The following is a 22,778-nucleotide window of genomic DNA, read 5'->3' on the forward strand; positions in this document are numbered from 1 at the left end:
GCGGGCGGGTCCCGGTGCGCCGCGGCCCGGTCGCCGGCGCGGTTGCCGTCGCACAGTACCTGCGCGGACTGTTCCGTCCGACCGACGCCAAACGAGCCGTCATCGGCGGCAACCCGGCGGTCTACGCCGCCGGAGTCAACGGCGGGCCCGCCGTGCTCGTCGAGGTGGACGGTCGCGTCGTCGGTGTCTTCTGCCTCGACGTGACCGACGACCGGGTCGCCGGGCTGACTATCCAGGCCAACCCCGACAAGCTCGAACGGATCACACGGAGCTGGGCGGCGACGCGCCCGCACGAACCCCTCGTCGCGCACTGGTGATGTAGATCACAGTCCCTATCTGTCAGTAACGGTGCGGCTGCCCGGTTCAGGAGACGAACCCCATCTGGAAGGAGCACGCCATGAAGCACCGCATCGTCGTCCTCGGAGCCGGGTACGCCGGAGCCAACGCCGCCGGCCGACTCGCCCGTCAACTCCACCCCGACGACGTCGAGATCACGGTCGTCAATGCCGATCCCGACTTCGTCGAACGCGTGCGCCTGCATCAACTGGCGAGCGGGCAGGACCTGCCGCGCCGGGTGCTGGCCGACATCCTCGGTCCCCGGAACATCCGGGTGGTCGCGGCGCGGGTCACCGCGGTGGACGTGGACCGACGAACCGTCGAACTCGCGCACGCCGGGGGAGCTCAGGCACTCGGAGACCGAGCCCCTGCCTACGACACCCTCGTCTACGCCCTCGGAAGCACCGTCGCCGACCACGGTGTTCCCGGCGTCGCCGAACACTCGCACAACATCGCGGGCACGGCCGCGGCCCTGCGGCTGCGCGCGACACTCGACAATGTGCCCCGCGGCGCGCGGATCCTCGTCGTCGGCGGCGGCCTGACCGCCATCGAAGCGGCCACCGAGATCGCCGAATCCCACCGTGGCCTCGACATTGCGATCGTCGACCGCGATCGTGTCGGGGGATGGCTCGGCGACACGGCCCAACGGCACCTGCGCACCTCCCTCGCCCGACTCGGTGTCACCGTCTACGAGCACACCGACGTCACGCGGGTCGATGCGCACGGAGTGGCCACCGACACACACGAGACGATTGCGGGCGACGTGACCGTCTGGACCGCCGGATTCGCCGTGCACCCGATCGCCGCCGCCACCGCGTTGACGGTCGGAGACGACGGTCGGATCGTGGTGGACGGCACCATGCGGTCGGTGTCGCATCCCGGCGTCTACGCTATCGGTGACGCGGCCCTCGCCGACGGCGCCGGCGGACGACCGCTGCGGATGTCGTGCGCGTCGGGGATCCCGATGGCCTGGGCAGCGGCGGACGCGCTCGCAGCCCGCCTGACCGGACGCGCGGTCCGCGAGTCCACCATCGGCTACACCGTGCAGTGCATCAGCCTGGGACGGCGCGACGGGATCATTCAGCGCGTGACCCCCGACGACCGGGCCACCGGCGTCGCGGTCACGGGCCGGGTCGCGGCGCGGATCAAGGAATTCGTCTGCGCTGGGGCGGCGTGGAGCATCGCGCATCCGACCGTGCTGCTGCCGCACCGTCGTCGTCACCTTGCGGTCACCGGCGATCCGGCCCCGGTCGTCGCCCCGTGAGCCGAATATCGCCCGAGGGCAGGTGACGGCCACGAGAATCGGATGGCGACACGAACCGTCGGACCCCGATCGGGAGGTCGTTCATGGGCACGCAACTCAATCCGTATCTCAGTTTCCGAGACAACGCCCGGCAGGCGATGGACTTCTACCAGTCCGTGTTCGGCGGCGAACTGGCCGTCAGCACGTTCGGTGAATTCCATGCCGGTGATCTGCCCGAAGAGCAGGACAAGGTCATGCACGCCCAGCTGTCCGCCCCGAACGGACTGGTACTCATGGCGTCCGACACCCCGACGGCCATGGATCTGACCCCGGGGGACAACTTCTCGGTCTCGCTCAGCGGTGACGACGAGACCGAACTACGCGGTTACTGGGACAAGTTGTCGGACGGTGGCACGGTCGCGATGCCGCTCGGGAAGGCGCCGTGGGGTGACATCTTCGGGATGTGCACGGACCGCTTCGGCGTCCCGTGGCTGGTGAACATCGCCGGCGACGGACGGTAGCGCTACCGGCGACGGACGGTAGCGCTCTACTTCCCGTACTCGGCGAGTACTGCCACCACGTAACGTTCGGTGGCCTCGGTGGTGACGCCGAGGCCGGCGAGTACCGGCGCGGTCGCGCTGTCGGGGGCGAGCATCGCCAGCAGCAGATGCTCGGTGCCCACGTAGTTGTGGCCCAGGCGCAGCGCCTCACGGACGGTGAGTTCGAGAACCTTCTTCGACGGTCCGTCGAAGGGGATCAACGTGGGGGAGTCGGTATCGGGGTCGCCTGCGGGCAGGGTGGCTTCGGCGGCGGCGCGGATCGCGTCCGCGGGGGCTCCCTGCTCGGCGAGCGCACGCATCGCAAGATTGTCGGGATCTGTTGTCAGGCCGACCAGCAGGTGTGCGGCACCGATCTCCGTCAGGTGTGCGGCGCGTGCTTCCTCCTGGGATCGCACGACCGCGGTGCGGGCCCGGGGCGTGAACCGCGTGAACATGTTGGCATCGGCCTTGGGGGTGAAGCGTTGTTGCGCGGCCTGCTTCGTCACGCCCATACAGCCGCCGATCTCGGTCCAGGACGCGCCACTGCGGCGGGCCTGGTCCACGAAGTGACCGATGAGGTGATCGGAGATCTCGCTCAGGTGCTCGGCGGCGAGGACCGCGGCGGTGAGTTGGTCCAGTGGCTGGTCCGGATAGCCGGTCCGGATGCCGTCGATGAGGTCGTCCAAGCGTGGTGTCGTCATGCGTCAACTCTAAGTTGACGTTCGGCAACACGTCAACCTTGAGTTGACGAACGGATCGGCTGCGATCGGTGACACCCACGCGGCACAATCACCGCGTGCACTCTCCGAAACCACCGCTCGACCCCACCGTCCGACGATTGCCCCCGCCCCCGCCGCGCGCGGCGGGGCGCACCGGACCCGAACCGTTCCCCGCGCACCGGATCATTCCGTTGACCGGGCACGCGCCCGAGGACGTCGTCGTCGATTCCGACGGCCGGTTGGTGTGCGGGGTCGCCGATGGGCGCATTCTCCGCGTCGACCCCGCAACCGATACCGAGCGGACCCTCGCTGCGACCGGCGGCCGACCGCTCGGCCTCGAGATGTGCCCCGACGGGTCGATCCTCGTCTGTGACGCCTATCGAGGGCTACTGCGCCTCGATCCAGCCACCGGCACCGTGACCACGATCGCCGACGTGGTCGACGGCGAGCCGCTGCGATTCTGTTCGAACGCGACCCTCGCTCGCGACGGCACGATCTGGTTCACCCAATCGAGCACCCGGCACGACCTCGACCGCTACGTCGGTGCGCTGCTCGAACACCGCGGCAGCGGCCGACTGCTGCGACGCGACCCCGACGGCGCCGTCCACGTCGTCCTCGACGGCCTGCACTTCCCGAACGGCATCACGCTCACCGAGGACGAAACCGCGGTGCTGTTCGTCGAAACCGACGGCTATCGGCTCACCCGTGTCCCGGTCGACGCCCCGCACGCCCCCGATGTGCTGCTCGACAACCTGCCGGGCATGCCGGACAACGTTTCGCGGGCGCGCGGCGGCCGGTTGTGGATCGCGATGGTCACTCCCCGTAACAGGCTGCTCGATCGGCTCGGCGCGACGCCGCCGTGGCTACGCAGACTCCTCTGGCGGTTGCCGACCCCGCTGTTGACCCGAGCGGGGCACACCACGTGGGTGATGTGCGTGGGGGAGGACGGGCGCGTCCTGCGCGACCTGCAGGCCGACGACGTCGACTTTCCGATGGTCACGGGAGTGGTCGAACACGACGCGAGGCTCTACCTGGGCAGTTTGGACCGGCCGGGGATTCTCGTCGTCGACCTGCCTCGATGAGCCTTCGGGTGCAGGCGTCGAGTCGCGGTGGTGAGATTTCGGACTGGACGGAAGCGCTTGATTTACAGAATATCCACGCGTGGTCGAATCCGTCGACCTGGACAGAGCGGTTGTGGACAAGGAACTCTGGAGGCGACCGGAACCCCGAGTCGAAGGACGGTGACACCGGTGCCGATCGACAACAATGTCTACGACCGGATCGGCACGGGATGGTGGGACGAATCCAACCCGCTCAACCTGCTTCAAGGCAGTCTCACTCCGGCGCGATTCGACTACTTCCGGGGTGTGCTGCGGCACCGCGGCTACACGACCCTCGACGGACTGCGGGCCCTCGACATCGGTAGCGGCGGCGGATTTCTCGCCGAGCGATTCGCGAGTGCCGGATGCGCCGTCGTCGGGATCGACCCGTCGGCGGTGTCGCTCGAGGCCGCGCACCGGCACGCCACCGCGGGCGGCCTGAACATCGACTACCGCAAAGGGGTCGGTGAACACCTGCCCGTACCGGACGCGTCGTTCGATCTCGCCTACTGCTGTGACGTCCTCGAACATGTCGACGACCTCGATGCCGTCCTCGCCGAGACCGCACGCGCCCTCGCCCCCGGCGGCCTCTACTTCTTCGACACCATCAACCGCACATGGCTGGGCAAACTCGTCGTCATCAAGATCATGCAGGAGTGGCGCTGGACCCGGATGTTCGACACCGCCATCCACGACTGGTCCATGTTCATCACCCCGGCCGAACTGACCGCAGCGCTCGAACGGCACGGACTGCGCCTCGCCGGGCTCACCGGACTCGGATTGCGCACCGTCGACCCGCGGAGGTTGCTCGACATGCACCGCGCGCGGCAGGGGCGCCTGACCTACGGCGAAGTCAGCCGACGCCTCAACTTCGGTCGTGTGCCCTACACGGGCGCCAACTACATGGGCTACGCCGTCAAGGCCGCGGCGCGCGGCTGACCGGGGGACAGGCCCGGGCCGTCACGTCACGGACGCGTCCAGCCGGCGAACCAACGTCGCGGGCGCAGTCATCCGGAACGACATGTCGAGTAGTTCGCCGACCTCGGTCCAGTCGAGATCGTTCCGGTCGAGGTCGTAGCCCATCCAGCCCGACGGACCCAGATACGCGGGAAGGTAGGTGTGCGCTTCATCGAGCAGTGCAAGTCGCTCCTCCGGCGCCGGTTTGACGATCACCGATCGTGGAAACTGCGCACCGCCCGCCTTGGTGGAGCCTCCGTACACCGCGAACGCCGTCTTCGTGTGAAAGAACGGCCGCCCGTGTGAAATCTTTTCGGCGGCACCGGGAAACGTGAGAGCGATCGATCGCACGCGGGCCAACAGCGGATCGTTCTCGTCGAACATGATCGGATGCGGCATGTAGGCGAGACTACTCGTGCTGCGGAGCCGCCATCCGGAGTCCGCAAAGTATTTCGGAGAATACGGAAAGGCGAAATAAGCCGAATAACTTCGGAGTTTCCGCAACCCCGCTTCCACCGCCACGATCCGAAACGCCTTTATCACCCTCGGATCGACGCCGTACTGTCGACACCATGCCGGCACCCGAACCTCTTGATCGTGACTCCCTCGTACAAGCATTCACGACGTTCGAGTCCCGGCGCATCCCACTGGACGGGCGACGCCACGCGGCCGTCGTCATCGCCGTTCTCGACGACGGGGACGGCAATCAGGTCGTACCGATGACCCGCCGTCCGACGCGATTGCGCGCCCACCCCGGCCAGTTCGCGCTTCCGGGCGGACGCCTGGACCCGGGCGAAACCCCCGAACAGGCCGCCCTGCGGGAACTGCACGAAGAACTCGGCCTGCTCGCCGGACCCGACCGGATCATCGGCCGGCTCGACGACTACCCCACCCGCTCCGGATACATCATGTCGCCGTTCGTCGTGTGGTCCGACACCGCGATCGCCGAGCTGACGCCGAGCCCCGACGAAGTCGCTGAACTCTTCGCGGTCACCCCCGCCGAGATCGACAGCGAACCACGCTTCGTGCCGATCCCCGAATCCGATAGACCCGTCATCCAATGGCCGTTCCGCGGTCACCTCGTCCACGCACCCACCGCCGCCGTCGTGTACCAATTCCGCGAAATCGCGCTCCATGGACGGCACACCCGCATCGACGACCTCGAACAGCCGGTCTTCGCGTGGCGTTGACCGGGCAGGAGGGAACCGGACCACCGGTGTGGAAGGCTGGCGGGACCGCCCACACGACAACGAAGCAGGTTCGACGATGAACGACGTGACGACCACCGGTGCCGCTCCGGTCGCGTCCGATCGGATCCTCACCGTTCCCAACGTGCTCAGCATCGTCCGCCTTCTCGGAATACCGCTGTTCCTGTGGCTGATCCTCGTCGAACACGCCGACGGCTGGGCGCTGGCCGTTCTCGTCCTCAGCGGCGTCACCGACTGGGCCGACGGCAAACTCGCCCGGCTCCTCGACCAGACGTCGCGACTCGGAGCACTTCTCGACCCACTCGTCGACCGCCTCTACATCGTCACCACCCTCGTCGCGCTCGTCGCACGAGGCATCGTCCCCTGGTGGATCGCCGCCGTCCTCATCGGCCGCGAACTGGTTCTCGCCCCAACGCTGGCGGTGTATCGAAGGCGCGGACTGCCGCCACCGGATGTGCTCTACCTCGGGAAAGGGGCGACCTTCCTGCTCATGTGCGCGCTCCCGTTGCTACTGTTCGCGCTCGCTGTCCCGGCTGCCGCCGATGTTGTCGAGCCGTTGGGGTGGGCCGCGCTCATCTGGGGGACAGCGCTCTACCTCTGGACCGGAGCGCTCTACCTCTATCGCGCCGTCGAAACAGCCCGGGTCATGCCGGGACCCGGGCGAGCGCGGCACACCCCGACATGAACCGACACTGGGAGCAGATCCGCCGCAACCCGGTACCGTCGCTTCTGACCGCGCTCCTCGAGGACCACCTCGACCCCGGATACGCGGCTGCAGCCCGAGACCGCACCACCAGTCACGCCAGGCCTGTTCGGAAGGGCGTGCTCGTCTGGATCACGGTCGGAGCGCTGCTCGTCGGCCTCACCATCGGCATCGCCTACGCGGAGACCAGCGATCGAGGTCCCGGTTCCGACCGCGTCCAGGCAGAGATGCTCGCCGGCGTACGCGCGGCGTCCCAACGGGCCGAAGTGCTCACCGCGACCCGCGACGACCTCGCCGTCCAGATCGACCGGCGCCGCGAAGAACTGTTCGCCGACAACACCACCGGCACCGGCGTCCTCGACGTGCTTCGACGCACCGAGGACGCCGCCGCAGCCACCGAGGTGCACGGTCCAGGTATCACGGTGACGCTGAGCGACCCGGCGGCGAAACCGAACCTGTCCGACTCCGGGCAGCGCACGGATCCACGGACAGCCGTACTGCTCGACCGTGACCTGCAATCGGTGATCAATGCGCTGTGGGCAGGCGGCGCCGAAGCGATCGCGATCAACGACGTCCGCATCGGACCCGGCGTCACGGTCCGGCAAGCAGGCGGAGCCATGCTCGTCGACAATCGACCGGTGTTCTCCCCGTACACAGTGTCGGCCGTCGGGTCACCGAGCCGACTGCAAACTTCTTTTGTCGTCAGCGACGCGTACCTGCGGATGGCCGGTGTCCAACAGTTGTACGGGGTGGGTTTCACCATCGCCGAAGCCGACGACGTGACCATGCCTGCCGCAGCCGTCCGCGACGTCGAATCTGCATTGGAAGGAAATCGTTGAACAGGAACGTCCTCAGGCACGGCCATGCGCTCTACGCGGTCCTGGCCCTGACGATCGGGATCGTCGCCGGGGTGATCTTCAGCCCGCAAGTTCCGGAGATCATCCAGCCTTACCTTCCGATCGCGGTCGTCGCGGCCCTGGACACCGTGTTCGGTGGTCTGCGCGCGTACCTCGACGACATCTTCGACGCCCAGACGTTCGTCGTGTCCTTTGTGTTCAATGTGCTCGTCGCAGCCCTGATCGTGTGGCTCGGCGACCAACTCGGTGTCGGTACCCAATTGTCGACGGCCGTCATCGTCGTCCTCGGCATCCGCATCTTCGGTAACGCGTCCGCGCTGCGCCGCCGCCTGTTCGGAGCATGACGTGGAACACGAAGGGCGGCACGAATTGCCCGAGGCCGCGAACGTGGCACCGTCGCGAAGGCCGCGGTTACTGTTCCCGATTCTCGCGGGGTTGCTGATCGTGCTGCTCGGTGTTGCGATCGCCGCGCAGGTCCGCGACACCGGATCCGGTGATGCGCTCGATTCGGCACGCCCGGCCGATCTGCTCGTGCTGCTCGACAACCTCAATCGCACCGAGGCGGCGTTGCGCCAGGAAATCACCGCGCTCGAATCGACGCTGACCGGCCTCGAGCAGAACGGATCCGAGGCCGCGCTCGACGAGGCCCGTGCGCGACTCTCCGACCTCTCCATACAGGTCGGAACAGTCCCTGCGGCCGGCCCGGGTGTCGTGCTGACCGTGACGGACCCGGTGCGTGGCGTCGGCTCCGAGGTTGTCCTCGACATGGTCCAGGAATTGCGCGCGGCCGGAGCGGAGGCGATCCAGATCGCAGGCGCAGACGCGGCACCCCTTCGGATCGGTGTCGATTCCTGGGTGACCGGACCAGGTGGTTCCGTCGTGGTCGACGATGTTCCGCTCGTCGCCCCGTACACGGTGACCGCGATCGGGGACGGGCCGACCTTGGCGGCCGCGTTGAACATCCCTGGCGGAGTGGTGGACACCGTCGCGCGGACGGGAGGAGCATTGACGATCGCACAGTCGTCGCAGGTCACTGTGTCCGCCTTGCGGCAGATCGAAGCGCGCCAATACTCTCAGCCCGGAAACTGAATCCGACGTTCATGACGAATGTCGTCGCCGAAAGGACCCTGCCGTGAGTGAGTTCGAGACCCCCGTCGATCTGCGGTACACGGCGGAGCACGAATGGGTGCAGCGGACGAGCGCGACCACAGCGCGGATCGGCATCACCGCGTACGCGCAATCGCAACTGGGCGACGTGGTCTTCGTGCAACTGCCGGAAGCGGGAACCGAAGTGAGCGCAGGCGAGTCTATCGGCGAGGTGGAATCGACCAAGAGTGTCTCGGACGTGTACGCGCCGCTCACCGCGAAAGTGGTAGCCGTCAACGCAGATCTGGAGGCAACCCCGGAGTTGGTGAACACCGCTCCATATGGCGAGGGCTGGCTCGTCGACGTCGAGGTGGGCAGTGCGGGCGAGCTGGACGCGGCGCTCGGTGAAACCATGGATGCCGACGGCTACCGCGCTCTCACCGAGAATTGACGGTTCCCGTGCGCGACAACCGCGTCCGCCTACGCCGGGGAGCCGGCGCAGGGTACGGTCGTGGCAGGCGTGTGCCGTTGTCGGGGCGCGGGTCCGTATCGAAAGTGATCGTGGCTGAACGAAACTACGGCCGATCGGGGAAGCTGCCCTGATCGGCCGAACGGATAAGGAGTAACGGTGAGCGAGAACGGCAACGCGGGATACGAGGAAAGCCCTGCGGAAACCACTTCGGTGTTTCGCGCCGACTTCCTGAGTGAATTGGAGAACGCCGGCTCGGGAGCAGCTACCTCGGAAGCCCCGGTATCGGGCGTCGAGGGACTACCCGCCGGATCGGCACTGCTCGTCGTCAAGCGCGGGCCGAACGCGGGATCGCGCTTCCTGCTGGACCAGCCGACGACGTCCGCGGGGCGGCATCCCGACAGTGACATTTTCCTCGACGACGTGACCGTCAGCCGCCGGCACGCCGAGTTCCGTCAGGACGAGGGAGAGTTCCAGGTCGTCGATGTCGGAAGCCTCAACGGCACCTATGTCAACCGCGAGCCGGTCGATTCGGCGGTGCTGGCGAACGGGGATGAAGTCCAGATCGGAAAGTTCCGGTTGGTGTTTCTCACCGGTCCGCGAGGAAACCAGGGCGCGGGTAGCTGATGACCGCTGCTGCCCGCCAACCGGCGCCGGGCGGAATGTCGATCGGATCGGTTCTCGATCGGCTCCGTCCGGAATTCCCGGACGTGACGATCTCGAAGATCAGGTTTCTCGAGGCCGAAGGGCTCATCAGCCCGGAACGTACGCCCTCGGGATATCGACGCTTCTCGATCGAGGACTGCGAGCGACTGCGGTACGTGCTGACCGCGCAGCGCGATCAGTACCTGCCTCTGAAGGTGATCAAGGAGCAACTCGAGGCGATCGACCGAGGTGCTGCGGCGGTGGGCACAGGGGACTCTCGTCCGAAGCGTCCACGGCCGTTGGCGGTGGCGCCGGGCGAGGTCTCGCCGGAGGTTCTGCGCACCGATCGGGAAGTCCGGATGAGCCGTGACGACCTGTGTGAGAGTGCGGCGATCGACGGAGCCTTCCTGACCGAACTTGTCCGGGCAGGACTGATCGTTCCGGGCGCGGCAGGTTTCTTCGACGGGGATGCGGTGCTGTTGGCGCGCACTGCGAAGGCCATGTCGGAGTTCGGTCTGGAGGTGCGGCACCTGCGGGCCTTCAAGCTCGCCGCAGATCGCGAAGCGAGCCTGGTCGCACAGATCGCCGGACCGGTTGCGAAGGGACGTGATGCCGGTGCACGGGCACGGGCGGACGAGATGGTCAGGGAGTTGGCGGCGTTGTCGTTGACGCTGCACACCTGCCTGGTGAAGGCAGCGGTGCACGGCGCCCTGGATCGGTAGCGGCGCGCCGCCTGTGGTCGCTGCCGGCGGGTACCTGACGCGTCTGCCGGAGCGAACTAGAATTCAGGCAGGATTGTCATGCGGGGTTCACCCCCGGACGGGCAGCGGGATGGAGGCACCGGCATGAGCGAGATGCGGATAGTGGGCATTCGGGTCGAACAGCCGCAGAACCAGCCGGTCCTGCTGTTGCGTGAGTCCGATGGCGAACGATATCTGCCGATCTGGATCGGTCAGATGGAGGCGACCGCGATCGCGCTGGAGCAGCAGGGTGTCGAACCGGCGCGACCGCTGACACACGACTTGATCAAGAATCTCCTGGAAGCGTTCGGTCATACCCTGCAGGAGATTCGGATCGTGGATCTGCAGGAAGGGACCTTCTACGCGGATCTGGTGTTCGAAGGCGGTCGGCGTGTGTCGTGCCGTCCGTCCGACGCGGTGGCGATCGCGTTGCGCGTCGGTGTGCCGGTCTTTGTGGAGGAGCCGGTGCTTGCGGAGGCCGGCCTCGTCATGCCCGACGAACGGGAGGACGAGGTCGAGAAGTTCAAAGAGTTCCTCGAGTCCGTGTCTCCAGACGATTTCAAGGCGACGGACGGCTGACACCGGAATCCGCCGACTGTGTCACGGTTCGATGCGCCTATTCGTCGCATAGGGTGCGGCATCGAAGTTGCACCCTGTCGGCGTGTTGCTGCCCAACGCTCGACGTGGAGCGTACCCTGAGTGAATCCGCAGTTCGGATCTGCTCGACGGGCCTGAGAGCACGCGACGATCGGATGGGTGGGGGGGAATCCGCCCGTCGGTTGTTTCGGGGCGACGGATGGGCACGCGAGAGGGAGTCACACAGTGCGAGATCGGCCGCAGGGACAGCGTCACGTCGATATCGACGACGGAACCTACTCGACCTCGGTGTCGCCGAGACACGGTGCGGACGACATTCAACCGGGTTTGTTCCCGGACGATTCAGTTCCCGACGAACTTGTCGGCTATCGCGTTCCCATCGCCTGTCAGATCGCCGGAATAAGCTACCGCCAACTCGACTATTGGGCTCGGACGAGCCTGGTCGTCCCCTCGATCCGTGGGGCTGCCGGGTCGGGAAGCCAGCGGTTGTACTCGTTCAAGGACATCCTCGTCCTCAAAATCGTCAAACGGCTGCTGGACACCGGTATTTCGCTCCAGAACATTCGCGTCGCGGTCGATCACCTGCGTGAACGCGGCGTTCGTGACCTCGCGAAGATCACCCTGTTCTCCGACGGAACCACCGTGTACGAATGCACCTCACCCGAGGAAGTGGTCGATCTACTGCAGGGCGGACAGGGCGTGTTCGGAATCGCGGTCGGTGGCGCCATGCGGGAATTGACCGGCAGCATCGCGGACTTCCCGGCGGAACGCGTCGACGGTGGCGAGGTGGAGCAGCGTCCGGAGGACGAACTCGCGTCGCGTCGCCGGAACCGCATCGACCGCCGTATCGGCTAGGGAAACGGGCTAGGGAAAACGACTGTAGACGTTCGTCACACCGCGAAGCCGGCCGATGACGGTGTTCGCGCTGGGTGCCGTGCATTACAATCGCTGATGCGTCGCCGTCGCACGGGAGAGTTCCGGATCCGATCCGGGCACCGAAGGAGCAGCACCTCCCCGTCGATCTCTCAGGTACCGAGGACCGTGCGGGCTTCGACGCCTCTGGAAAGCGGTGGGAGCACCCACCCGCCCACGGGGAAAGGTGCCCGACAGACCGGACACCGAATCTCTCAGGCGCTCGCCCTGCCGAGCTCGCGACAGAGGGGGAGGAACCACACCGCGCGACCGCGCGCGGATGTGAACCTCCGAACCCCGGGAATCGCACATGACAGCTGCTGCCACCTCCGCGTTCGCCGACCGTCACGTCGGACCCGATCAGCAGGCGCTACGTCGCATCCTCGACGTCGTCGGCGTCGATTCACTGGACGCACTCGCGACGAAGGCACTGCCGGCCGGGATCCTGGATTCGGACGCGAGTGGCATCGCCGCCGGGCTCGATGTGCTCGATGCCCCTCTCTCCGAACACGAGGTGTTGGCCGCGCTGACCGAACTCGCCACCCAGAACACGGTGGCGACGTCGATGATCGGCCAGGGCTACTACGGCACCCTCACGCCGCCGGTGTTGCTGCGCAACATCGTCGAGAACCCCGCCTGGTACACCGCGTACACCCCGTATCAGCCCGAGATCAGCCAGGGCCGACTCGAAGCCCTGCTCAATTTCCAGACGATGGTCTCCGACCTCACCGGCATGGAGGTCGCCAACTCGTCGATGCTCGACGAGGGCACTGCCGCCGCCGAGGCGATGACCCTGCTCCGCCGTGCCAACCGCAAGTGCACGAGCCCGCGTGTGCTCGTCGACACCGATCTCTTCGCCCAGACCGCCGCCGTCCTCGAGACCCGCGCCGAGCCGCTCGGCATCGAGATCGTCACCGCGAACCTTGTCGACGACGGACTGCCGGACGGCGAATTCTTCGGTGTGATCCTGCAGATCCCGGGGGCGTCCGGTCGGGTGTTCGACGCCGCCCCGATCATCGACGCCGCCCACGGTCGCGGTGCGCTCGTGGCGGTTGGCGCCGACCTGCTGGCCCTGACCTTGATCACTCCGCCCGGCGAGCAGGGCGCGGACGCGTGCTTCGGCACCACACAGCGTTTCGGTGTCCCGATGGGTTTCGGTGGCCCGCACGCCGGATATCTCGCGGTGAACGACGCCCACACCAGGAACCTTCCCGGCCGGCTGGTCGGGTTGTCCGTCGACGCCGACGGTGATCCCGCTTACCGTCTGGCATTGCAGACGCGCGAACAGCACATCCGCCGCGAGAAGGCCACGAGCAACATCTGCACCGCGCAGGTTCTGCTCGCGGTCCTGGCGGCGATGTACGCGTCCTATCACGGTGCCGACGGTCTCACCGCGATTGCCCGCCGCGTCGCCCGCCACGCGGATAGGCTCGCTGCCGACCTGCGCGCCGCCGGTGTCGAGGTCGTGCACGCCGAGTTCTTCGATACGGTCCTGACCACGGTTCCCGGCCGTGCCGCGCAGATCGTCGAGAAGGCCCGGGCCGCGGGAATCAACCTGCGCCTCGTCGATGACGATCATGTGGGCATCTCGTGTGACGAAGCGACCACCGCCGCAGACATCGAGACGGTGATCGGTGTGTTTGCGCCGTCGGGGACGGTGGTGTCGGGGAGTTACGGGCAGAGGAGTTGCGGGCAGGGGATTCCGGCGACGCTTGCGCGCGTGACCGAGTTTCTGCAGCACGAGGCGTTCACGAAGTACCGCACCGAGACTGCGATGATGCGGTACCTGCGGCGGCTCTCCGACAAGGATCTGGCACTCGACCGGACGATGATTCCGCTGGGTTCGTGCACGATGAAGCTCAATGCCGCAGTCGAGATGGAGGCGATCACCTGGCCCGGGTTCGCGAACCTGCACCCATTCGCGCCGTCCGACCAGACCGTCGGGATCAGACGGCTGATCGCGGACCTCGAGGGATGGCTTGCCGCGATCACCGGCTACGACCGTGTCAGCATGCAACCGAACGCCGGAAGCCAGGGCGAATACGCCGGTCTGCTGGCGATCCGGCACTACCATCTCGCGCGCGGCGACGACCATCGCGATACCTGCCTCATCCCGTCGAGCGCGCACGGCACCAACGCGGCGTCCGCGGTGATGGCCGGGATGCGCGTCGAGGTCGTCGCGTGCCGCGCGAACGGTGACGTCGATCTGGGAGACCTGCGTGCGAAGATCGCCGATCACGCCGAGCGGCTGGCGGCGATCATGATCACCTACCCGTCGACGCACGGCGTGTACGAACACGAGATCGCCGAGATCTGCGGGGCCGTTCACGATGCCGGCGGGCAGGTGTACATCGACGGCGCGAACCTCAATGCGCTCGTCGGATTGGCGCGTCCGGGCAAGTTCGGTGGGGATGTGAGCCACCTGAACCTGCACAAGACGTTTTGCATTCCGCACGGTGGCGGCGGGCCGGGTGTCGGGCCGATCGGTGTGCGCGAGCATCTCGTGCCGTTCCTGCCCGGTCATCCGGCGGCACCGGAACTCGGTGGCGTCGGTCCGGTGTCGGCCGCACCGTACGGGTCGGCGTCGATCCTGCCGATCACCTGGTCGTACATCAAGCTGATGGGCGCGCAGGGTCTGCGGCGTGCGTCGCTCACGGCCATCGCCTCCGCCAACTACATTGCGCGCCGGCTCGACGAGTACTTCCCGGTGTTGTACACCGGGGAGAACGGGATGGTCGCGCACGAGTGCATCCTCGACCTGCGCCCGATCACCAAGGACACCGGTGTCACCGTCGACGATGTCGCCAAGCGTCTCGCCGACTACGGCTTTCACGCGCCGACCATGAGTTTCCCGGTTGCCGGCACACTCATGGTGGAGCCGACGGAAAGCGAGAATCTCGACGAGCTCGATGCCTTCATCGACGCGATGATCGCGATCCGGCGGGAGATCGATCGGGTCGGGGCGGGGGAGTGGCCGGTCGACGACAATCCGCTGCGCGGCGCGCCGCATACTGCCGAATGCCTGGTGGGGGAGTGGAGCCACCCGTATTCGCGTGAGATCGCGGTGTATCCGCTGGGGAAGGGCCGAGCCAAGGTGTGGCCTGCGGTCCGGCGCATCGACGGCGCGCACGGTGACCGCAACCTGGTGTGCTCGTGCCCTCCGTTGGAGGCCTACAGCAGCTAGTTCACTTTTTGGGTCGACGGCATGGCCGTCGACCCAAAAAGGTCACCACGTACAAATTCTGTGCAATACGGAACAGCGAGAATTACAGAAATACTCTCTGGCAACTCCATCTCACCCAAAACAACTCAGACCACGCGGGTCGGATGCGCGACGACGACGAGCGGCGGGCAACCGCGTGGGAGAAGCAGGCGGCGCGGCTGATCAGGAATCGAGAAGCATCGGCCGGTCCGCCCCGGTTACCGTGGGCTGTGTGGACACGCGACGGCTGCGAGTTGCGCGGTCGCAGACAACCGGAACGGAGACAGGGTGAGCACTGCTACCAGAGCTGAACGGGCCGAACTTCCTCTTGCCGACAGTCACGACCTGATTCGTGTGCACGGGGCACGCGAGAACAACCTCGACAACGTCGACGTCGAGATCCCGAAGCGGCGCTTGACGGTGTTCACCGGAGTTTCCGGCTCGGGCAAGAGTTCTTTGGTGTTCGGCACGATCGCCGCCGAATCCCAACGAATGATCAACGAGACGTACAGCGCATTCGTGCAGGGCTTCATGCCGACGTTGGCGCGGCCCGACGTCGACGTCCTGGAAGGTCTCACGACGGCGATCATCGTCGACCAGGAACGGATGGGCGCCAACCCGCGGTCGACGGTGGGGACCGCTACCGACACCAATGCGATGCTCCGCATCCTGTTCAGCCGGCTCGGTACCCCGCACATCGGCTCTCAGCAGGCGTTCTCGTTCAACGTCGCGTCCATCAGCGGAGCCGGTGCGGTCACCGTGGAGAAGAGTGGCCGCACCGTCAAGGAGCGCCGCAGCTTTCAGGTCACCGGCGGAATGTGCCCCCGCTGCGAAGGGATGGGCAATGTCTCCGACTTCGATCTCGCCGCACTGTACGACGACGGCAAGTCGCTCAACGACGGTGCATTGACGATCCCCGGCTACAGCATGGACGGGTGGTACGGGCGGATCTTCCGAGGTTGCGGTTTCTTCGATCCGGACAAGCCGATCGCGAAGTTCACGAAGAAGCAACTCGACGACCTGCTGTACAAGGAACCGACGAAGGTGAAGGTCGAGGGAGTCAACGTCACCTACGAGGGCTTGATCCCGAAGATCCAGAAGTCGTTCCTGTCCAAGGATCGCGAGGCGATGCAGCCGCACATCCGGGCATTCGTGGACCGTGCGATCACCTTCCAGACCTGCCCCGACTGCGCGGGAACGCGACTCAGTGCCGAAGCACGGTCGTCGACGATCGACGGCAAGAGCATCGCCGACGTCTGCTCCATGCAGATCAGCGACCTCGCCGTGTGGGTGCGGGGTCTGGACGAGCCGACCGTCGCACCGCTGCTGAAGTCGCTGGGCGAGACACTCGACTCGTTCGTGGACATCGGTCTCGGCTACCTGAGCCTCGAACGGCCGGCCGGAACGCTGTCCGGTGGCGAGGCGCAGCGCACCAAGCTGATCCGGCATCTCGGATCGTCGCTCACCGACGTCACCTATGTTTTCGACGAACCGACGATCGGTTTGCACCCCCACGATGTGCAGCGCATGAACGATCTGCTGCTGGCGTTGCGGGACAAGGGCAACACCGTGCTCGTCGTCGAACACAAGCCGGAAGCGATCGCGATCGCCGATCACGTCGTCGACCTGGGGCCGCGCGCCGGCACCGACGGCGGGCGGATCGTGTTCGAAGGCACCGTCGACGGATTGCGGTCGAGCGGCACCCTCACCGGCAAACATCTGGACGATCGGGCTTCGGTGAAACCGTCGGTGCGATCGGCAACCGGGGCACTCGAGGTTCGCGGGGCAAGCGCACACAATTTGCAGGACGTCGATGTGGATATTCCGCTCGGGGTGTTGTGTGTGGTGACCGGTGTTGCCGGGTCGGGTAAAAGTTCCCTGATCTCCGGTTCGGTCGCGCCACGGGACGGTGTGGTGTCGATCGATCAGGGCGCGATCAAGGGTTCGCGGCGGAGCAATCCCGCAACGTATACGGGTCTGCTCGATCCGATCCGCAAGGCGTTCGCGAAGGTCAACGGTGTCAAGCCGGGCCTGTTCAGTGCCAATTCCGATGGTGCATGTCCCAATTGCAACGGTGCCGGCGTCGTGTATTCCGACCTGGCGATGATGGCCGGGGTGTCGACACCCTGCGAGGTGTGTGAGGGAAAGCGGTTCCAGGCGGAGGTGCTCGACTACACGTTCGGAGGCAAGGATATCAGCGAGGTGCTGATGATGTCGGTGGCGCAGGCCGAGGAGTTCTTCGCCGAGGGCGACGCGAAGCTTCCGGCGGCCCACAAGATTCTGTCACGGCTCGCGGACGTCGGCCTCGGCTACCTCAAGATCGGGCAGCCGTTGACGACGTTGTCCGGCGGTGAACGGCAGCGGCTCAAGCTCGCCACGCACATGGGTGAGAAGGGGGAGGTGTACATCCTCGACGAGCCGACCACCGGATTGCACCTTGCCGACGTGGAGAATCTGCTCGGGCTGCTGGACCGGCTGGTGGACTCGGGGAAGTCGGTGATCGTCATCGAGCATCACCAGGCGGTCATGGTGCACGCAGATTGGATCATCGATCTCGGTCCCGGTGCCGGTCACGACGGTGGCCGGGTTGTCTTCGAGGGCACACCGGCGGAGTTGGTCGCCGAGTGTTCGACGGTGACCGGCGAGCATCTCGCCGCGTATGTCGGTCGGTGAAGGGGGTTGGTTCGTGGGGTCGGTGATACTTGTCGTGGTGCAGCCATGACTCGAACGGGCGGCGGCACCCGCCTCGTTCAGGCCGGACGCTGCACGTGGATGCGTAGGGCGTTCGCGGCGAACTTCGCAGCCTCTGGGCTGCCGAAGGTCTGGTGGAAGTCGGGGTCGGTCTCGTAGAGGTCGGCCATGCCCCGCACCATTGCGGCGGATCGTTCGGCATCGCCGGCGTGGGTGGGTGTTCCGGGGATGTCGGCGAACCAGGCCATGTGGATGGCGGCATGTGCTCGAGCAACTGGTGAGCCGGGTGTGTGGCCGGCTTGCTGGATCTCGGCCCACCGTGTGAGCAGAGTCTGCGCGCTGGCCTGCCAGTCGCGTTGCTGTCCCACGGACTTGGCATGCCACCACCGGTTCGACGCGTCGAAGGCCTCGCGCCCCCACCGCCGTACGACCTCGGCCTCGTAGCGGTCGTTGAAGCCTTCGAGCATCACATCCATGCGCGGCTCGCGGCCCTCTCGACGCATCTGCAGGGTGTGCTCGACCGCACTGATACGTCGGTCCAGGGCCGCGCGGTCCTCGGCGAGCTGTGTCAAGTGTGCCTGGAGTGCTTCGACCTCGGCCGCCGGCGTCTCGGGTGCGTCGAGGACTGCGGAGATGTCGGCCAGTGGCATACCTGTGTCGCGGAGCAGGAGGATGCGTTGTAGGCGCGTGACCGCGTCGAGTCCGTAGTAGCGGTAGCCGTTGGACCCGACGCGATCGGGCTCGAGCAGCCCGATGCGGTGATAGTGGCGCAGCGTGCGGCCGCTGATGCCTGCGCGTTCAGCGACCTCGTGCACCGTCCATTCCATCACCGGGCTCCTGTCGTTCGAGGTGCTGCTCAGTGTGCCGCTTCTGTGGTCAGGCCCAGCCGTGGCAGCGCAATGCGCAGGATCTCGGACGTGGGAGTGCGGACGCTTCGGGCGGCTGTGGTGCCCGTGGCGTCGAGGTATGCGCGGACAAGCCGAGCGCCGGCTGCATAGCCGGCCCCGGTCGGCAGGCCGACGGGCTCGGCACCGAACAGTTGTGCGCTGGAGTCGCCGAGCACCCAGGCGGCGAAGTCTGCCATTCCGGTGACGCCCAGGCCTCCGGCGACCTTCGCCAGAACCTGGTCGTCGGAGCGGGTGTCGTCGTGCACGAAGTGGGTGTAGCCGGCGTCGCCGTACAGTTCGGATGCGAAAACGTCGGCGAGCCCTTCGGCCACAACGTGCTCGCCGACCATCACCGTCTGTGGGTCCCACACGATCCCGCCGGGTGAGTAACGCACATTGTGGTGCAGTTCGTGGACCGCGATCGCCTCGAGGCGATCGAGGACGCGCGAGGTGGGCCAGACGGTGATGGCGATGTAGCCGCTGATACCGCCGAATCCTGAGATTCCCTGCACCTCGTCGACGAAGTGCTTGCTGGCCGGATCCCCCAGGACGAGCAGCGCGTTCACGTCGGGGATCGTCACACCCGGATCGGCAGACGCCAACGCTGCGACGCCGTCCTCGAGGGCCGTTCCGATGCGGGTCCACGCATCGGCCGCGACAAGGGACTCCAGACCTTCGCGGACCTGCTCGATTGCAGAGTCCGGACGGAAGCCGAAGTTCTGCTGGTGCACGGTGGCCATGTCCACGCCGCCGGGATGAAGTGGTACATCCCCGCCATCGGAGCCCACATGTCACGGATGAGGTCGGCGCGATCCTTCTCGTCCGCCGTCAGGACTCGGCTCATATCCGAGGCACTGTCGATCACTGAAATGGTCATGACAAGCGACCGTAGACATTGCCGTTACGACAAGGTCAACCATGTCCTCGATCGATGTCCCCGGTCGGTACCGCTAGGCAGGGGCGGAGACGAGTTCGAGGATCGTGATTTCCGGTGGGGTCGCGACCCGGACGGGCGGGCCCCACGCGCCGGTACCGCGTGAGGTGTAGAGGGTGGTGTCGCCGAACTGGTCGAGGCCGGCGACACTCGGGTTGGCGAGGGCAACGAACACGCCGAGCGGCCACATCTGGCCGCCGTGCGTGTGCCCGGACAGTTGCAGGTCGACGCCGAGGTCGGCGGCGTCGAGCACCTGCCGGGGTTGGTGTGCGGCGAGCAGCACGAAACGGTCGGGGGTGCGCCCGTCGAGTGCGGCGGCCAGGTCCGCTTCGTCCGGGGCGGGGGCGGTCCAGTCGTGTACGCCGGCGATGTCGATGCTGTCGGTGCCGCGGGTGAGCGTCACGTGTTCGTTGCGCAGGGTCTGTACACCGAGGGTTTCCCAGTGGTCGAGCCAGGACAGGGCATCGTCGGAGTAGTACTCGTGGTTGCCGCTGACCCCGAACACTCCGAGTGGAGCGTCCAGATCGCGGAGGGGTTCGATGTCCGCGGCGACTCGCGCGATGGTGCCGTCGCTGAGGTCGCCGCCGAGCACGATCAGATCGGGTTTCTCGGCGGCGACCAGGTCGACGACTTTGCGGGTGAAGTCGGCGCCGCGTGCCGGGCCGACATGCAGATCGGTGACGAGGGCGACTCGCATTCCGTCGAATCCGTCCGGTAGCCGTTCCAGCGGCACCTGGGCTCGTTCGATCTTGGGGTTCGACGCTTCGACGGTGCCGTATGCGACGGCGCCGAACGCGAGGACTGCCGCGACGGCGGTGGTGATGCGTAGTGCTCGAAGCCGGTTCGGTTCGGTGGGACGCTCGGTCCCTCGCAGTGACCACGTCAGTCGGTTCGCGAGCCGGGTCAGGCCGATCACGATTGCGCCGAGCGCCAGGTAGAGGACTACGGCGAGCCAGGTCCAGCCGAGGAAGCCGAGTGGTCGCGACCATTGGGGGTCGAGGGTGGTGCCGACGAGCGATCCGATCAGGGCGAGGGCGGCCCCGGCGACGAGGACTGTGGTGGCGGTGATGGCTGCGGCGCCGCGTAGTTCGGGGGCGCGGACGTAGCGGCGGTGTAGCCAGAAGGTGAGCAGGGCGAGGAAGGTGCCGGTGACGAGGAGTCGGATCACGGGGTCGACATCAGCTTTCGGAGGGTGTCGGACAGGGTGGTGGTGTCTTCCGGGTCGACGGTGGTGAAGGTGCCGCCGGTGTCCGCTGCGAGGGTTTCGAGGGTTTCGTTGTCGGTTGCCGTTGTGGTTGGGGTTGTGGTCGTTGCGGCGCTGTCCAGCATCAGGACGTCGATGTGGACGTTCCGGTCGCGGCCTTGTTCCTCAGCGACGAGATCGAGGAGTTCCGTGCGGGCGCTGGTGTCGTCGTCGGTTCCGGTGGTGATGATGAGCAGCGAATTGGGGCGGTCGGGGGCGTAGCCGTCGGTGGCATCGCGGTAGGTATCGGCGATCGTGTCGTAGGTGATCGGGGTGGTGCCGGGGGTGGCGTCGGTGAGTGCTTCGGTGAGTGCCGTGCGTTGCTCGGGGGTGAGGTCGCCGAGTGCGGTGGCGCTGCCTGTGCTCGAGGTGGCACTGCTGTTCGGGGCGAACCGGAGTGCGATGGCGGTGTCGTCGGGTGAACGGTCGAGGATCGCCGCGAGCGTGGTGGTGACGGTGGTGAGCACCGCAGTGTTGGATGACGAACTGCCGGATGTGCTGGTGCCGATCAGGAGGGTGGTCGAGCGGGTCGGGACGGGATTGAGCCGAGTGTGGAGCAGGGCGTCGACGGTTGCGGCATCCGGTGCGGCGAGCGTCGTGGTGAGCGGTTCGAACGGCAGCGATACGCCGGTGGGTGCGGGTTCACCGTCGACGCGGAATCCGGCGGCGACGAAGGTTCGTGCCTGCTCGGGTTGGCGGATGTAGTCGACGAATTCGGCTGCCGCGCGCGCGAGGGTTTCGTCGACCCAGGGGGTGTCGACGATCGCGGCCGGGTAGTCGGCGACCGGGGCGGGGCCGGCGGGCCGGTAGGTGGTGACACCGGCGATGGTGTGGTTTTTCACCGCGGCGTACAGGAATTGTTCGATGATCGGGACGGCATGCACGGTTCCGGTGGCGATGGGTGCGGTCGCGACGGCGGTCAGGGCGTCGGTGGTGGTGGGCCCGGCTCCGGTGCCGAGTGCGTCGGCGCCGAGTGCCAGCGCGGTGAGCGCGGCGACCGCGGGTTGGGAGTCGGCTTGCTCGACGGTGAGGGCGTGCGGTCCCGCGCCGGTGACGGCGGCGGCGACGGCTTCGAGGGCCGCGGTGGTGGCTTCCGTGCCGGGGCCGGTGGGGAGTGCGAGGCGTAGGGCACCCCAGCCGGGTAGTCCGAGTTCGTCGAGCGAGTCCTGGCGGGATTGGAGTTTCGGTAGGTCCGTCCAGTCGGTGCCTGCGGTGGTCAGTGCTCGTGCGACTTCCGGTGGGACGGCGAGAAGGAGTGGGGAGGTGGCGAGGGATTTGGGTTGTCCGGCGACGGCGTGTGCTGCGCGGGCGGTGGCCCGGGTGTCGAGGGGCACCCAGAGTGCGGGTGGCGGTCCGAGGGTGCGGTCCCAGGGGGCGTCGGCGGCGAGGAGTGTCGCGGCCGGGGCGCTGGGGGTGGCGGTGACCTGGGCGGTGAGGCAGTGGTCGCGGATGACGCGGGGGGTGTCGGCGGTCCATTGCTGAGCGAGGGCGGTGAGGGTGGGCGCGATCGTGGGGTCGGCGCTGATCTCGAGGACGGCGTTGCCTTCGACGCATGCCTGGGCGGCTTGGATTCCCTGGTCGTCGATGTGGTCGCGGAGGCGGAACCAGCCAATGGTGCCGAGGACGAGCAGCATGATGGTGACGACGGCGATGATCGGGCCTTTGCTGATGCCTCTGATGCCGCCGGTGCCGCGATGTCGACTCACGTGT

General features: G+C 66.9%; 22 protein-coding genes, 1 pseudogene and 1 riboswitch. Of the genes and pseudogenes, 17 read left to right on the forward strand and 6 right to left on the reverse strand.

The annotated features are described in order from the left end of the window. The 3 genes and pseudogenes from WAX14_RS18465 to WAX14_RS18475 all read left to right on the forward strand — a co-directional run. Positions 1–317: pseudogene (locus WAX14_RS18465) on the forward strand (RNA polymerase subunit sigma-70); the annotation flags it as partial. Between the two features lie 80 nt (positions 318–397). Beyond that, positions 398–1,600, forward strand: coding sequence for an NAD(P)/FAD-dependent oxidoreductase (locus tag WAX14_RS18470; RefSeq protein WP_422629501.1), 1,203 nt, complete (start codon positions 398–400; stop codon positions 1,598–1,600). Positions 1,601–1,683: 83 nt separating this feature from the next. Then, positions 1,684–2,100 carry a VOC family protein gene (locus WAX14_RS18475; protein ID WP_422629502.1) on the forward strand — a complete coding sequence of 139 codons (417 nt, stop codon included), beginning with the start codon at positions 1,684–1,686 and terminating at the stop codon, positions 2,098–2,100. A gap of 26 nt (positions 2,101–2,126) precedes the next feature. Here the strand turns inward: WAX14_RS18475 and WAX14_RS18480 are convergent, their stop codons facing one another. Beyond that, entirely contained in the window at positions 2,127–2,819 is a 693-nt protein-coding gene (locus WAX14_RS18480) for a Clp protease N-terminal domain-containing protein (protein ID WP_422629503.1), read from the reverse strand. 95 nt (positions 2,820–2,914) lie between these two features. Here WAX14_RS18480 and WAX14_RS18485 point away from each other — a divergent pair, with 95 nt between their 5' ends. Both WAX14_RS18485 and ubiG read left to right on the forward strand, forming a co-directional pair. Next, positions 2,915–3,919, forward strand: coding sequence for an SMP-30/gluconolactonase/LRE family protein (locus WAX14_RS18485; RefSeq protein ID WP_422629504.1), 1,005 nt, complete (start codon positions 2,915–2,917; stop codon positions 3,917–3,919). A 168-nt stretch (positions 3,920–4,087) separates the two neighbouring features. Then, entirely contained in the window at positions 4,088–4,876 is a 789-nt protein-coding gene (ubiG, locus tag WAX14_RS18490; RefSeq protein WP_422629505.1) for a bifunctional 2-polyprenyl-6-hydroxyphenol methylase/3-demethylubiquinol 3-O-methyltransferase UbiG, read from the forward strand. Between the two features lie 21 nt (positions 4,877–4,897). Here the strand turns inward: ubiG and WAX14_RS18495 are convergent, their stop codons facing one another. Beyond that, positions 4,898–5,293 (reverse strand): MmcQ/YjbR family DNA-binding protein, encoded by a 396-nt coding sequence (locus WAX14_RS18495; protein ID WP_422629506.1) that lies wholly within the window; start codon positions 5,291–5,293, stop codon positions 4,898–4,900. 173 nt (positions 5,294–5,466) lie between these two features. On the opposite strand from WAX14_RS18495, the gene WAX14_RS18500 reads away from it, so the two are divergent. The 12 genes from WAX14_RS18500 to WAX14_RS18555 all read left to right on the forward strand — a co-directional run bounded on the left by WAX14_RS18500 (position 5,467) and on the right by WAX14_RS18555 (position 17,986). Further along, the gene (locus tag WAX14_RS18500) at positions 5,467–6,084 is read left to right on the forward strand and encodes an NUDIX hydrolase (protein ID WP_422629507.1); all 618 of its coding nucleotides are present in this window, start codon (positions 5,467–5,469) and stop codon (positions 6,082–6,084) included. A 76-nt stretch (positions 6,085–6,160) separates the two neighbouring features. After that, the gene (locus tag WAX14_RS18505) at positions 6,161–6,787 is read left to right on the forward strand and encodes a CDP-alcohol phosphatidyltransferase family protein (protein ID WP_422629508.1); all 627 of its coding nucleotides are present in this window, start codon (positions 6,161–6,163) and stop codon (positions 6,785–6,787) included. Next, the gene (locus WAX14_RS18510; protein ID WP_422629509.1) at positions 6,784–7,644 is read left to right on the forward strand and encodes a DUF881 domain-containing protein; all 861 of its coding nucleotides are present in this window, start codon (positions 6,784–6,786) and stop codon (positions 7,642–7,644) included. Before WAX14_RS18505 ends, WAX14_RS18510 begins: the two co-directional genes overlap by 4 nt. Further along, positions 7,641–8,006, forward strand: a complete 366-nt coding sequence (locus WAX14_RS18515; protein WP_422629510.1) for a small basic family protein — start codon at positions 7,641–7,643, stop codon at positions 8,004–8,006. Before WAX14_RS18510 ends, WAX14_RS18515 begins: the two co-directional genes overlap by 4 nt. A gap of 1 nt (position 8,007) precedes the next feature. Continuing rightward, the gene (locus WAX14_RS18520; RefSeq protein WP_422629511.1) at positions 8,008–8,751 is read left to right on the forward strand and encodes a DUF881 domain-containing protein; all 744 of its coding nucleotides are present in this window, start codon (positions 8,008–8,010) and stop codon (positions 8,749–8,751) included. 43 nt (positions 8,752–8,794) lie between these two features. Further along, complete coding sequence (gene gcvH / locus WAX14_RS18525; RefSeq protein WP_422629512.1) at positions 8,795–9,199, forward strand: glycine cleavage system protein GcvH; 405 nt, start codon at positions 8,795–8,797, stop codon at positions 9,197–9,199. A 177-nt stretch (positions 9,200–9,376) separates the two neighbouring features. Then, positions 9,377–9,844 (forward strand): oxoglutarate dehydrogenase inhibitor Odhl, encoded by a 468-nt coding sequence (gene garA, locus WAX14_RS18530; RefSeq protein ID WP_422629513.1) that lies wholly within the window; start codon positions 9,377–9,379, stop codon positions 9,842–9,844. Beyond that, a complete protein-coding gene (locus WAX14_RS18535; protein ID WP_422629514.1) occupies positions 9,844–10,584 on the forward strand; it encodes a MerR family transcriptional regulator in 741 nt (246 codons plus the stop codon). Before garA ends, WAX14_RS18535 begins: the two co-directional genes overlap by 1 nt. 123 nt (positions 10,585–10,707) lie before the next feature. Continuing rightward, positions 10,708–11,181 (forward strand): bifunctional nuclease family protein, encoded by a 474-nt coding sequence (locus WAX14_RS18540; protein WP_422629515.1) that lies wholly within the window; start codon positions 10,708–10,710, stop codon positions 11,179–11,181. A gap of 279 nt (positions 11,182–11,460) precedes the next feature. Beyond that, positions 11,461–12,054, forward strand: coding sequence for a MerR family transcriptional regulator (locus tag WAX14_RS18545; protein WP_422629526.1), 594 nt, complete (start codon positions 11,461–11,463; stop codon positions 12,052–12,054). Positions 12,055–12,156: 102 nt separating this feature from the next. Next, positions 12,157–12,251, forward strand: a riboswitch (glycine riboswitch). A 170-nt stretch (positions 12,252–12,421) separates the two neighbouring features. Continuing rightward, positions 12,422–15,295: an aminomethyl-transferring glycine dehydrogenase gene (gene gcvP / locus WAX14_RS18550; protein WP_422629516.1), complete on the forward strand. Its 2,874-nt coding sequence runs from the start codon at positions 12,422–12,424 to the stop codon at positions 15,293–15,295. Between the two features lie 306 nt (positions 15,296–15,601). Next, a complete protein-coding gene (locus WAX14_RS18555) occupies positions 15,602–17,986 on the forward strand; it encodes an ATP-binding cassette domain-containing protein (protein WP_422629517.1) in 2,385 nt (794 codons plus the stop codon). 77 nt (positions 17,987–18,063) lie between these two features. On the opposite strand, the gene WAX14_RS18560 is transcribed toward WAX14_RS18555, so the two are convergent. From WAX14_RS18560 to WAX14_RS18575, 4 genes are all read right to left on the reverse strand, one after another. Next, complete coding sequence (locus tag WAX14_RS18560) at positions 18,064–18,831, reverse strand: MerR family transcriptional regulator (protein WP_422629518.1); 768 nt, start codon at positions 18,829–18,831, stop codon at positions 18,064–18,066. A gap of 29 nt (positions 18,832–18,860) precedes the next feature. Next, positions 18,861–19,631: a DUF2268 domain-containing protein gene (locus WAX14_RS18565; protein WP_422629519.1), complete on the reverse strand. Its 771-nt coding sequence runs from the start codon at positions 19,629–19,631 to the stop codon at positions 18,861–18,863. Between the two features lie 210 nt (positions 19,632–19,841). Beyond that, positions 19,842–20,993, reverse strand: a complete 1,152-nt coding sequence (locus WAX14_RS18570) for a metallophosphoesterase (protein ID WP_422629520.1) — start codon at positions 20,991–20,993, stop codon at positions 19,842–19,844. Then, positions 20,990–22,774 (reverse strand): substrate-binding domain-containing protein, encoded by a 1,785-nt coding sequence (locus WAX14_RS18575; RefSeq protein WP_422629521.1) that lies wholly within the window; start codon positions 22,772–22,774, stop codon positions 20,990–20,992. The genes WAX14_RS18570 and WAX14_RS18575 overlap by 4 nt, the downstream gene beginning before the upstream one ends. Positions 22,775–22,778 lie beyond the last annotated feature (4 nt).

The organism is Rhodococcus sp. (in: high G+C Gram-positive bacteria), from assembly GCF_049299235.1.
Classification (GTDB): domain Bacteria; phylum Actinomycetota; class Actinomycetes; order Mycobacteriales; family Mycobacteriaceae; genus Rhodococcus.

Bases quoted from the DNA above. Each gene is read 5' to 3' on its own strand.
- WAX14_RS18470 (WP_422629501.1), top strand. From the start codon at position 398: ATGAAGCACCGCATCGTCGTCCTCGGAGCCGGGTACGCCGGAGCCAAC.
- WAX14_RS18475 (WP_422629502.1), top strand. From the start codon at position 1,684: ATGGGCACGCAACTCAATCCGTATCTCAGTTTCCGAGACAACGCCCGG.
- WAX14_RS18480 (WP_422629503.1), bottom strand. From the start codon at position 2,819: ATGACGACACCACGCTTGGACGACCTCATCGACGGCATCCGGACCGGC.
- WAX14_RS18495 (WP_422629506.1), bottom strand. From the start codon at position 5,293: ATGCCGCATCCGATCATGTTCGACGAGAACGATCCGCTGTTGGCCCGC.
- WAX14_RS18500 (WP_422629507.1), top strand. From the start codon at position 5,467: ATGCCGGCACCCGAACCTCTTGATCGTGACTCCCTCGTACAAGCATTC.
- WAX14_RS18505 (WP_422629508.1), top strand. From the start codon at position 6,161: ATGAACGACGTGACGACCACCGGTGCCGCTCCGGTCGCGTCCGATCGG.
- WAX14_RS18510 (WP_422629509.1), top strand. From the start codon at position 6,784: ATGAACCGACACTGGGAGCAGATCCGCCGCAACCCGGTACCGTCGCTT.
- WAX14_RS18535 (WP_422629514.1), top strand. From the start codon at position 9,844: ATGACCGCTGCTGCCCGCCAACCGGCGCCGGGCGGAATGTCGATCGGA.
- WAX14_RS18540 (WP_422629515.1), top strand. From the start codon at position 10,708: ATGAGCGAGATGCGGATAGTGGGCATTCGGGTCGAACAGCCGCAGAAC.
- gcvP (WP_422629516.1), top strand. From the start codon at position 12,422: ATGACAGCTGCTGCCACCTCCGCGTTCGCCGACCGTCACGTCGGACCC.
- WAX14_RS18560 (WP_422629518.1), bottom strand. From the start codon at position 18,831: ATGGAATGGACGGTGCACGAGGTCGCTGAACGCGCAGGCATCAGCGGC.
- WAX14_RS18565 (WP_422629519.1), bottom strand. From the start codon at position 19,631: ATGGCCACCGTGCACCAGCAGAACTTCGGCTTCCGTCCGGACTCTGCA.